Here is an 11809-nt window from a genome sequence, read left to right as displayed (position 1 = left end):
CTCTTATGCGGCCTTTTCCGCCACCCTGAGCGATTGAGCCCCTGAGGCGCCCACGAATTCGCTCTCGCAATCGACGAAGCCCGCGAATAACCGCTCGCTCTTGACGGACAGAATCACGGCGTCCGCAATCGCATGCAGCATTGAGTAATGGTTAGCGTCCTGAAGGCCACTCAGGTTTTCGGAAACGCCGAGATAGAGGAAGTAGGATCCGGTCGCAAGCTGGCAAGGGAACGAGAAGTCGACATAGGCCGGCCGCCCCACCGTTGGAACGATATCCACACCTTGAACCGACGTCGAGGTGCCGTAGATGACGTTCCCCGTCGGAAGACGGATATTATAGCCGAGGGAAATCGAGGGGATCGGGCGATGCGCGGTGAAATTGATGCGGATCGTGTAGGTTCGGCCCTGAGACATGCTGGGCACTTCGTGACCAGCTTCGTCGAGGAATTGAGCACCTTTGATCTCGACGGCAGGAAGCTCGGCGCCGGCTGCCTGCGGCTCGCCCCCGACGGTGATGACTGGCTTCGCTGCCTGATTCGCCGCGCTCATCTCTTCCTGCAGCATCTGCTCGTAGATCTGCCCAACCTGACGCGGCTCGCCGATCGCAAGGACCTGCCCATTTTCGAGGAGGATCGCTCGATCGCAGAGTTCATAGATCTGGCCTAGACTATGGGTAACGAAAAGCACCGTCGCGCCACCTTTAGCGATGGAGCGGATCCGAGCGTAGCTTTTGGCGTTGAACACCATATCGCCCGTGGCCAGCGCTTCATCGACAATAAGGATATCCGGGTCGACGCTCGATGCCACGCTAAACGCCAAACGCGCCAGCATGCCACTTGAATATGTCTTGCAAGGCGCGTCGATGAATTCTCCGAGCCCGCTGAAGGCGATGATGCCTGCTTCCTTGTCGCGGATCTCTATCGGAGTCATGCCGAGACAAAGCCCCCCGAGGAGAATATTCTCGCGACCGGTGAGTTCCGGGTTGAAGCCTGTGCCCAAGACCATGATGGCGGACACGCGCCCGTTCACCTTCACAGTGCCCGACGTCTGGTTGAGCGTGCCTGTGATGGTGCGGAGAAGCGTGGTTTTTCCGGCGCCATTTCGACCGATAACGCCCCAGACACCACCTCTCGGGATCTCAAATGAAATGTCTTTCAGCGCCCAATGCTCCCGATGGCGCTTCCGGCGCGAGATCATCTCAAACAGCAAATCATGGGGATGCTGATAAAGTTTATAGACCTTACTCAGCCTTTCCACGTGGATCGCGACATCGCCCTCAGCCATTATACAAAACTCCCGAACTGCGGCTTCAGGCGCGCAAACAGCACTGCACCGACCATGCACGTGATGACTGCCATGGAGGATGCGACGATCCATACGCTGATGTGACGGACCTCACCATACGCAAGAGAGTCGTGGAAGAGCTCAATGAACCAGGTCATCGGATTGGCATAGAGAACCGGCCGCCACCGCTCCGGCAACATCTCAAGAAAATAGAAGACCGGAGCCGCATATACCCCCACCCGAGCGTAGAGCGCCATCAGCTCTTTGACATCCTTCAGAAATACACCGACCGCACTCGCAATGAGAGCAACCCCCGCCAGAAACACTCCGAGGATCAACAGGGCAACCAGAAGTAATAATAAAGATAAAACGTGCACCGTTCCGGACACAAGACCATACGCCACCAACAAAGACAACCCGATAAACGTTGTAAAGAACGCGGACAACGTAATCTTGAGAGGAAGAATCTCTGTCGGAAACACAACCTGCCGCGTCAGTTCGGAATGATCGCGAATGACGCCCGGCGCTCGAATAAAAACCTCGGCCGCCCACAACCATGGCAACATGCCGGCTAGGATATAGATCGTTGGCGATACCGCGGCAGCACCGCCGGTCTTGGCGTTCGGGTAAAAAAAGACACTGAAAAGGAGCAGATAGACCCCTACCAACGAGACAGTGTGAATGAGTGTCCACCAGCCGCCGAGCGCTTGCCCCGCATAGCGGTCGAACAAATCCCGGCGTGACATCTCCAAGAGCAGAAAGCGATTTCGTGCTACTGTGCGCCCAAAAAAACTGGCGTCGCTTACAAAGCTCATACTGTTAATGTCCCCCGAAAGAATTCATAGTCCGAAACCTTATAGCCATTGCAAACCAAAACGAAATTTATCGACGCATCCGAGCGCGCTTTCGCCGAGTTAGACTGGCTCGATAACTCGATCAATATGGAGACAATTTGGCCACAATGGGACTGAAACCTCTAGCGGAGCTGGCGTATCTCATTATGTCGGTTTCCCAGCCGCAAGACGGGTATATAGCCCCGCATAGCCCTCGAGGCATCGCTCAAGGCCATAGGCTTCACGAACGGCCGCAAAGGCAGAACTCCAAGTCGGTGCGCAAGCCTGCGCGGCCACAGCCACCAGCGCCTCCGCCAGCGCACGCGGATCGCCCGGTGCGACAAGGGCATAGCCCGGCACGGGCAGATTGACGACCTCGCCAACCTTTGTGGCGACGATTGGCGTGCCGGACGCCAGCGCTTCCAGAAGCACCATCGGCAGGGCTTCCCCATACAGAGAACCCAGCATGACGATGTCGACCGCCGCGATGAGAGCTTCCATATCCCCCACCAAACCGAGCGGAAGGGTTTTGTCCAGGAGGTTGTGAGCCTCTAAGAGATTGCGCAACTCATGATTTGCCTCGTCCATGCCACGCCCGGCCAAGACGAGGCGTACATTTCCGCGGTCACGAGCGAAAGCCGCGAATGCCTCTAAGGAGCCGGGAATGTCCTTTTGCGGGTCATGACGCCCAAACAGTCCCACTGCCAGGGTGGACGGGTCCAAGCCGAGTCGGGCCCGCATCTCCGCCCGCCTAACCGGATCTGGCCGGAATCGGGTAGAGTCAACCCCATTTTCTACCACCCCCCCTACCCGTGAGCTATATCCACGCGCCTCGTGGAACGTACGCGCAGCATCCGCACAGTAGACAATCCGTTCCGGCACGCTCCCTGAGGCGAGAGCCAGAAGTCGATCGACCCCGTAGAGAACAGGGTTCTTCCTGAATTTTGGAAAAGTGCTGTTGTGTATGGCCCAAACAATTGGAATGCCACACCCCTTAAGCGCAAGCGTCAGAAAAGCGCCGTAATAAAGCCACCCCTGAATAACGCTCGGACGAGTTTCGATTACCCGTTGTCGAAGTGCCTTCATGGCGGGCGCCAGGTGAAGAAGGGAGTCAGCCCGAGACGAAAGATCAAAGCCGAGAGAAGCGACGTGCAACCCTGAGGTACTGAAGAAAGCTACATCCTCCATAAGCGCCAAGTGGTGCTCGATGCCCGGATGCGCAACAGTGGCTTGCAGGTGCAGCAGGCGCTCGGCACCTCCCTGCGCCAGATTGGGAGCCACATGGAGAACCGTCACACCTGCCATCATCCCCTCCAAACCCAGCCGATGGATCAGGCCTTCTGCCACACCACGCGATTCACATAGTCGATATAGCTGAGGACAATGCCGACGACCTTCCGCGAGACCGGGCCACCGACATAGTCTCCCACCCGGCGCGCTTGAGCGAGAGTTCCGGTTCGGGTTGAGGTCACGAAACGCACAGCGTCGAGAACGTCGGCGCGTTTCAGCCCGCACATCACCAGAGTACCTTCGTCCATGCCCTCAGGGCGCTCGTGGGCCTGACGAACCGTGACAGCTGGAATGCCGAGGAGAGAGGCCTCTTCAGTAATCGTCCCGCTATCGGACACAACACAAGTTGCGGCCATTTGCAGCCGTATATAGTCAAGAAATCCGAAGGGAGGAAGGAACCTGATCCGAGTATCGAGCCGAAGATCGCCCAACGCCTCCAATCGCTTTTGGGTGCGCGGATGGGTCGAGACGACGACCGGATATTCATGGGATTCCGCCAAACCATTCAATGCATCGACCAGATCGCGCAGATTGGTCTCGCTGTCGACATTCTCCTCACGATGACTGCTCACGAGGAAAAAGCGCCCCTCTTCCAGACCCAGTTGCCCAATGACATCGGACGCCTGGATCTTCGGCATGAAGTGATCGAGCACCTCTTCCATGTGGGAGCCGACTTTGAAGATCAGCTCCGGAGGAAGCCCCTCTGCGATGAGGTACCGACGCGCGTGTTCCGTGAGCACCATATTCACATCGGATAGATGGTCGATGACCTTCCGATTGAGTTCTTCAGGCACTCGCTGGTCGAAACACCGATTCCCCGCCTCCATATGAAAGACAGGGATCTTCCGGCGCTTGGCCGCGATGACCGCCAGCCCGGAATTCGTGTCACCGTATATGAGCACCGCCTCCGGCTTTTCCTCCTCCATTACGGCATCTGCGCCCGTGAGGACTTCCGAAATAGTCCGGATAGCCGTTCCGCCGGCAGCACCCAAATAATAATCCGGCGGGCGAATTTCAAGATCTCTGAAAAAGACCTCGTTCAAGCCGAAATCGTAGTTCTGCCCCGTGTGGACAAGAACGTGCTGGGTATGCTGATCAAGGAGCGAGAGCACACGGCACATCTTGATGAGTTCTGGGCGCGTCCCGACGATCGACATAACTTTGCGCATAACGGACGTTTCCTGCGACTCAGGACTCAAGAGCATTCTTGATGAAATCGAGCTCCAACAGAAGTCGCTTCACACCCGCGACATCAAGAATTTCGGTATTGTCTGAGGTATAATCATCCGATTGGGAAATTTCCTTCTCGCCCTCAACAAAATACTTGTCATAGTTGAGGTCGCGATCGTCTTGAGGAACACGATAATAAAGGCCATGATCGTGGGCACGTGCCATTTCTTCACGTGAAACGAGGGATTCGTATCTCTTCTCACCATGTCGCGTACCGATGATGCGGATCGGAACCTCGCGATTGAAGATCTCCATAATGGCCTTCGCCAGATCGCCAATCGTACTTGCCGGAGCCTTCTGGACAAATATGTCGCCCTGACGAGCGTTCTTATAGGCGTACACAACGAGATCCACTGACTGGTCCAGCGACATCAGGAACCGTGTCATGTTCGGATCCGTCACAGTAATGGGCTGGCCTGCCTTTACCTGAGACACGAACAGAGGAATAACGGAACCGCGCGAGGCCATCACGTTGCCGTAGCGGGTCGCGCACATAGTCGTGGCGTCGTCCGATAGAAGACGCGCCTTCGCAACGGTGATCTTCTCCATGAGCGCCTTACTCATTCCCATCGCGTTGATGGGATAGACGGCCTTGTCCGTGGAGAGGACGACAACCCGCTTCACCTCGGCGCGAACAGCCGCGTCCAGGACATTCTCGGCGCCCAGAACGTTCGTGCGCACCGCTTCCATGGGATAGAATTCGCAGGAAGGCACCTGCTTGAGCGCCGCGGCATGGAAGACGAAGTCGACCCCTCTCATCGCACCGGCAATGCTGTTCGGCTCGCGCACGTCGCCAATATAGAATTTTACGCGCTGGTTCTTGAGCGCGAGGCGCATATCCTCTTGCTTCTTCTCGTCCCTGCTGAAGACACGGATCTCGCCAATGCCCTCCTTCAGGAAGCGCTCGAGGACGACGTTGCCGAACGAGCCAGTCCCTCCGGTTATGAGGAGAACCTTCCCCTTGATGTCGAGGCTATCTGCAGTCATCCAATGATCCTTCGGTAAAGGGCAGATCGTGAGCTCAGCGTTCCGCGCGCATCCGCACGATCAGCTCAGGCCAGGCTGGCGCCACATAGCCGGCCTCTTCGCGAAATCGCGATCCATCAAGCGAACGGTCAATCGCGACCGAATCATCAGGAACAATCTCGATTGATTTTCCGTAAGTTTTTGCGACGAGATGAAGCAGGTCAAACTTGCTGATCGGATCGGACGCCACATGCCACAAGCCATGCATCTGGGGCCGCGGGATAACGAAGTCTCGGATGACGCGCGCCAACTCCACCGTGGGCAAGCCCGTGTAGATCGCCTTTCGGTAGCCCTTCACGGTTGGCCCCTGTTGGCTCAGGAACCAATCGACCAGCGACACCGCGCTCCCCATTTCATGGCCAATAATGGATGTCCTCAGCGTGATGGCGTGAGAATAGTCGACTTCACCAAGCAGCTTGGTCCGACCGTAGAGGTCGTCAGCATCGGGAAGATCAGCCTCCCGATATCCACCGCGTGATCCGTCGAAGACACAGTCCGTCGAAATCTGAACGAGGCGCGCCCCGGCGACCGCGCAGAGCTCCGCGAGGCGATGCGGAAGAAGAGCGTTGATGGAAATCGAGACAAGCGGATCTTTGGCCGCGGAAAGCTGCTTGATAATGCCAACGCAGTTGACCACCACATCGGGCCGCTCCTCCACCAGGAGGCGCACGAGCCGATCTGTATCCAATACCTCGACGCCCGAAATGATGCGGGCGTTGTCGCCGCGGGGGAGCTGGCTCAGGGAGGTCGAAGAGCGGACCGTTCCCGTAACGCTGAAGCCCTTTGACGAAGCGAGAAGACGATATACAGCGCTTCCGAGCATCCCGGAAACACCGATTACGAGAACTTTTGACATCGACTCCCCTTTGGCTGCTTCCCCGGCGGCGGCCCGAGACGCGATGGCGCGGAAGATGCGCTATTGATTTCAATGCGGGCGATTTCGGGCGAACTCCGCCCCGGCAGTCTGAAGTGCGTATCCTGTAAGCGTTCGGCTCTGATGTGCCAGAGGAACCTTGCTGCTGCAACCAGCGAAGGAGTGTTTTTCGAGGCGGCAAAAACGTCCCTGTTTGAGGAGCTCTGCCAGCGCGAGATCATCGACCATTTCGTGCGGGGATCGCCTCGTGCGCTTGTTCCGCATAATTGCTGTACCAGGCCACGAAGCGAGCGATACCATCTTCGATGGACGTCCGAGGCGCAAAGCCCACCGCGGCGATGAGGTCATCGACATCAGCGAATGTGCGGGGGACATCACCGGGCTGCATCGGCAACAAACGACGCGTTGCCTTCCGGTTCAGCGCGGCCTCGATCGCGGTGATGAAACGCTCCAAAGACACCGGCGTGTGATTGCCGATATTGTATATGCGATGGGGCACCGCTGCTGTCGCCGGATCTGGGCTGGCGGGATCAAAATCGGGGGCGGGCCGAGCGGGGCGGCCTGTGAGAGCAACGATGGCATCGACGACGTCGTCGATATAAGTGAAGTCGCGCTCCATCCGGCCTTCGTTGTAGATGTCGATCGGCTCCCCCTTGGCAACAGCCTGCGTGAATTTGAAATAGGCCATGTCCGGGCGGCCCCACGGCCCATAGACTGTGAAAAAGCGTAAGCCAGTAGAGGGAACGCCAAAGAGGTGGGCATATGTATGCGCCATCAATTCGTTGGCCCGCTTGGTCGCAGCGTAGAGCGACACCGGATGATCGGCCCGGTCGTGCTCCGAGAAAGGCACCTTTTGATTGGCGCCGTAGACCGAGCTTGATGATGCATAGATCAGATGATTAACCGGGCAGGCTCTGCAGGCTTCGAGTATGTTCAAAAACCCCGAGATATTAGACCCGATATACATCTTCGGATTATCGATCGAATAGCGTACGCCTGCCTGCGCCGCCAAGTGGATAATAACAGAAGGCTGGAAATCAGCGACGACCTTTACAACGAGGTCGTCCGATATGTCCATCCGCTCAAACGCAAAGCCGGGCATTTCAGCCAGCAATGCAAGCCGAGCCTCCTTGAGTGACGGGTCGTAGTAGCTGTTGACGTTATCGACCCCCAGAACCCGAGCGCCTAGAGACAGCAGGCGCTTGGCCGTGTGAAAACCAATGAACCCGGCAGACCCCGTCACGAGGATTTTCTGGCCGACCAAGTTGTGCTCGCTGGTCAGCGAGCCGATAGCTGGTCCATTCATGGTGCCGTGCGAGCCCTCAATACACTAGGGCGTGGTCGTGCTCTGCTCACGAAGCCCCACGCCGACATAGCGGAAGCCGTACCGAACGACCTCCTCCCCGCGGTAGACATTCCGGAGGTCGACCATAACAGGCTGCTTCATCAGTCGGCTGATCCGGTCGAGCTCGAGCGCACGAAACGCGTCCCACTCGGTGACGATGACAAGCCCATCAGCGCTCTCGACACAGGAATAGGGGTCTGTGGCGTAATCGACATTGTCGAGCACGAGGCGCGCCTGCCTCATCCCCTCTGGATCATAAGCGCGAATGCGAGCGCCGGCATCCTGCAGCGCGGTGACGATGGCGATGGAGGGGGCCTCGCGCATATCATCGGTGTTCGGCTTAAACGTAAGACCAAGCATTGCAATGGTCTTACCGCGCACCTCACCGCCACAAGCCGCGATCACCTTGCGGGCCATAGCGCGTTTGCGCTGATCGTTCACCGCAGCCACCGCTTCGACGACGCGCGTCGGCGTGCCGGCATCCTGCGCCGTCTTGATCAGAGCCGCGGTGTCCTTCGGGAAGCACGAGCCGCCATAGCCCGGCCCAGCGTGAAGAAATTTCGCGCCGATACGATTGTCGAGCCCGATCCCGCGAGCCACATCCTGCACGTCGGCACCTACCGCCTCGCAAAGATCGGCCATCTCATTGATGAACGTGACCTTGGTAGCGAGAAAGGCATTGGCGGCATATTTGGTCAGCTCCGCCGTACGACGGGACGTCACGAGGATCGGTGCCTTATTGAGATAAAGCGGCCGGTAGAGTTCCGCCATGACCTGCCTGGCGCGCTCGTCCTCCGTACCGATCACGATGCGGTCCGGCCGCTTGAAATCTGAAATCGCCGCCCCCTCGCGCAGAAACTCGGGATTGGACACTACAGAGAACTCGGCTTCCGGCCGGGTTTCGCGAATAATTCGCTCTACCTCATCGCCGGTACCGACCGGCACCGTCGATTTGGTCACAACCACCGTGTAACCGTCCAGAACCGCCGCGATCTCACGTACCGCATGATAGACATAGCTGAGATCGGCATATCCGTCCCCACGGCGGGAAGGGGTGCCTACCGCAACGAACACCACATCACAGTTCTGCACCGCCTGTCGCAAGTCGGTGGTAAATGCCAAGCGTCCTTGTCGGACGTTGGCTTCGATTAATTCCTTGAGGCCAGGCTCAAAAATAGGAACTTTGCCCGCATGCAATGCATCAATCTTCGTCACATCTTTGTCGATACAACAAACCGTGTGCCCGAAGTCCGCGAAGCAAGCGCCAGAGACAAGCCCAACATATCCGGACCCAACCATCCCAATGTGCATAAGCATTCTCTATTGAAATTCTGAGAACCGTATAGGAGCGCTTTATTTCGCATGCAACCTCCTTTTTGCGTATCAGCCCGTGCGAGCGATAATCGTTCTGGGGCGCGTGAATCTTCGGAGCAGGTTTGAGAAATTGGGAGTCTACGATGGATTTCGGCGCTCCCCATCGCTCCAGTTGGAATGTGGAGTTGCCCCGCTTCCGTGGACTGTTCACAGAGCTGGTTCGGGAACATTGGACAGGTCGGATAAGTGGAGTTTCGGCCTGTAAGCGGCCTTATGGCCGCGACAGGGCAGACCATGGCGAAACGGCCGTGGCGGAACCACACGTCGGCCTTTCAAGGCGAAGGCGGCCGTTGCAGCCGCGAAGGGCGAAAAGACGAACATCAAGTATCGCAGCAGTTCGACGCCCATTCGAACCAGATCACACTATGGCGCATTCAGCTTCTGGAAGGGGTAGCGGGTGACCTGAGACCCTGATCTTCTTCCAGATTTGGGTAGTGTCCGTCGATCATGGAGACGGACGATGCGCCCCTCGCGGTTCACGGAAGAGCAGATCATAGGGATGTTGAAGGAGCAGGAGGCCGGAGCGGTGACGGCGGATGTCTGCCGCAAGCACGGCATCTCCCCGGCGACCTCCTACAAGTTCAAGGCGAAGTATGGCGGGATGGACGTGTCGGACGCCCGCCGGCTGAAGACACTGGTAGACGAGAACGCCCGCCTCAAGAAGTTGCTGGCAGAGCAACTGCTCGACAACGCGATCCTGAAGGATGTCGCTGCAGAAAAAAGTGGTGACGCCCGATGCGAAGCGGAAGGCGGTGGCTCATGCCTGCATCGTCGACGACTACACGCGCGAGTGCCTGGCGCTCCTCGCCGACACTTCGCTCTCAGGCCTGCGCGTAGCTCGGGAGCTGGACAGCATCATTCGGCTGCGCGGCCGGCCGGATACGGTCGATTCCGACAACGTCCTATGTCGGGAGGCAGCTTTGGGCTTTGGCCAACAGGTCTCGTCACGTCGGCAACGCGCCGACGTCGGCAGTAAGCTGATCCAGATGGTTTCCACCGTCAACGGGATCGCTCCCAGCCATAGCAAACACAGGATCCAGCGGCATTGACAGGCCGTGGTCCTCACCGTCCTCAAGACGAGATACGCACCCAGGTGGAAGGCCCGAACATTATCTACAGGGTCGCCTTTGGCGCCCTCACGGCACTTGCAGAGAGGGGTCCTTCCACCTGGCATCCGACCGTTCCAGGAACGGCCGGTATTCTGTTCCCGTCTTGACGACGGCATGCGCCACCCGCGCCATCTTGGCGGTAAGCGCGGTCATCGCCTTGCGACGGCGATCGGCATCGTCCRCGTGACCGGCAAYATAGCGACCAAGCTTGTCGCGGAAGCTGTTGTCACATTGGCGCGCGGCGACCTGCGCTGCCATCCAGAACGTTCGGCGCAGCCGGGCATTGCCGTACTTCGACAGCTTGGTCCGACCGCGGAACGTGCCGGATTGGCAGGTAGCGAGGTCGAGGCCGCAGAACTTCAGGAACTGGCGGTGATGGCCGAACCGCCGCAGGTCTCCGGCTTCGGCCAGGATTGTCAGAGCGTTGATCGGTCCGATTCCCGGGATCCGCCGCAGCAACTGGTARTCGKGATGATCGGCCARCGTGACCTGCGCGATCTCYTCGATCCGRTTGCGCTCCCGGATCAGGCCCCGAGCCTGGGCAATAATCATCCGGAACATCGTGATCGCCGCGCTTTCCTCCGGCACGGGCAACGCAATCGATGAGCAAGCCGTCTCGTRGATATCGTTGATCAGCCGAGCCTTGGAGACTTTGCGGCCGACCAGAGGCCAGGCCTCGGCCACGAACGCTTCCCGTTCCAGTGCGATGATGCTGCCGGGCGTCGGGAAGCGCTCGATCAGTGCCAGGAACCAATCCGAGCGGCTATTGCCGGCGAAGCGGCCGATCTCCGGAAAGTACAGCGGTAGGTAATGCGTCAGGATGCGGTGCCAGGTCTGCGTCTTGGCCTTCGAAATCGTCTCGTGCGTCTTCGACAACTCCTGGAGATCGTTGATGCCGGCGGCCAACGGGTCGACATAGGCCTGCGTGGCACCGATCCGCAGCATGTGCAGGATGACCTGGGCGTCCTTGGGATCGTTCTTGTCCCAACCGTTGTGTAGCGCCTCCCGCGTCCGGGCGAGCGCGACCGAGGAGATCAGCCGAAGCTCGAAGCCTGCCGTCAGAAGCCGATAGGCGAGCGTGCGATGGTAGTTGCCGGTCGCCTCGAAGCCGACAAGGATCGGCCGCCCGATCGCGGCAAGGTCCGCAGCCAGGCGGTCGTAGTCCTGCTTGGTCGCCATCACGGTCATCCGCCGGCGTCGACCGCCTTCTGGCCGTTCGATCAGCACCTCCTGGCGGTGCTTGGACATGTCGATCGCTACCAGCACGGCGCCGGTGGGAGTAGAAAAGCGCTTGGTCATGGTTGGCCTCGCTCCAAAGTGTTGTCTCGACAACCTCACTTTAGAGACCTGCTGGCCGGCCATGACCGCCGTGACGGCGCGCTGCGCTACGCAAGGCTTCGCGCGCCGTCAGGCAACGGTCGAGCCTCTTCCCAATGTGCTACGG

Annotated in this window: 8 protein-coding genes and 3 pseudogenes; 2 read left to right on the top strand and 9 right to left on the bottom strand. The window is 58.6% G+C overall.

Annotated features, from left to right (window positions below):
• Positions 1-3: 3 nt before the first annotated feature.
• The 8 genes from AC1DGP_RS32130 to AC1DGP_RS32095 all read right to left on the bottom strand — a co-directional run bounded on the left by AC1DGP_RS32130 (position 4) and on the right by AC1DGP_RS32095 (position 9193).
• Entirely contained in the window at positions 4-1284 is a 1281-nt protein-coding gene (locus AC1DGP_RS32130) for an ABC transporter ATP-binding protein (RefSeq protein WP_476833044.1), read from the bottom strand.
• The gene (locus tag AC1DGP_RS32125) at positions 1284-2099 is read right to left on the bottom strand and encodes an ABC transporter permease (RefSeq protein ID WP_476833043.1); all 816 of its coding nucleotides are present in this window, start codon (positions 2097-2099) and stop codon (positions 1284-1286) included. The genes AC1DGP_RS32130 and AC1DGP_RS32125 overlap by 1 nt, the downstream gene beginning before the upstream one ends.
• Positions 2100-2282: 183 nt before the next feature.
• On the bottom strand, positions 2283-3422 hold the full coding sequence (locus tag AC1DGP_RS32120) for a glycosyltransferase (protein WP_476833042.1): 1140 nt from the start codon (positions 3420-3422) through the stop codon (positions 2283-2285).
• Positions 3423-3448: 26 nt separating this feature from the next.
• The gene (wecB, locus tag AC1DGP_RS32115) at positions 3449-4576 is read right to left on the bottom strand and encodes a non-hydrolyzing UDP-N-acetylglucosamine 2-epimerase (RefSeq protein ID WP_476833041.1); all 1128 of its coding nucleotides are present in this window, start codon (positions 4574-4576) and stop codon (positions 3449-3451) included.
• 19 nt (positions 4577-4595) lie between these two features.
• Positions 4596-5624, bottom strand: a complete 1029-nt coding sequence (locus tag AC1DGP_RS32110) for a polysaccharide biosynthesis protein (protein ID WP_476833040.1) — start codon at positions 5622-5624, stop codon at positions 4596-4598.
• Positions 5625-5658: 34 nt separating this feature from the next.
• Positions 5659-6519 carry a dTDP-4-dehydrorhamnose reductase family protein gene (locus AC1DGP_RS32105; RefSeq protein WP_476833039.1) on the bottom strand — a complete coding sequence of 287 codons (861 nt, stop codon included), beginning with the start codon at positions 6517-6519 and terminating at the stop codon, positions 5659-5661.
• Between the two features lie 235 nt (positions 6520-6754).
• Positions 6755-7843: an NAD-dependent epimerase gene (locus tag AC1DGP_RS32100; protein ID WP_476833038.1), complete on the bottom strand. Its 1089-nt coding sequence runs from the start codon at positions 7841-7843 to the stop codon at positions 6755-6757.
• A gap of 24 nt (positions 7844-7867) precedes the next feature.
• On the bottom strand, positions 7868-9193 hold the full coding sequence (locus AC1DGP_RS32095; RefSeq protein ID WP_476833067.1) for a UDP-glucose dehydrogenase family protein: 1326 nt from the start codon (positions 9191-9193) through the stop codon (positions 7868-7870).
• 297 nt (positions 9194-9490) lie between these two features.
• On the opposite strand from AC1DGP_RS32095, the pseudogene AC1DGP_RS32090 reads away from it, so the two are divergent.
• Together AC1DGP_RS32090 and AC1DGP_RS32085 are read left to right on the top strand one after the other, a co-directional pair.
• A pseudogene (locus AC1DGP_RS32090) lies at positions 9491-9655 on the top strand (IS3 family transposase); the annotation flags it as partial.
• 61 nt (positions 9656-9716) lie between these two features.
• Positions 9717-10020 (top strand): annotated as a pseudogene (locus AC1DGP_RS32085) (transposase); the annotation flags it as partial.
• A gap of 380 nt (positions 10021-10400) precedes the next feature.
• Here the strand turns inward: AC1DGP_RS32085 and AC1DGP_RS32080 are convergent.
• Positions 10401-11664, bottom strand: a pseudogene (locus AC1DGP_RS32080) (IS110 family RNA-guided transposase); the annotation flags it as partial.
• Positions 11665-11809 lie beyond the last annotated feature (145 nt).

The sequence above is a fragment of the Allobosea sp. 05T433 genome (assembly GCF_056396065.1).
The sequence above is the reverse complement of the archived record's forward strand: the minus strand, read 5'-3'. Positions and strand labels throughout refer to the sequence as shown.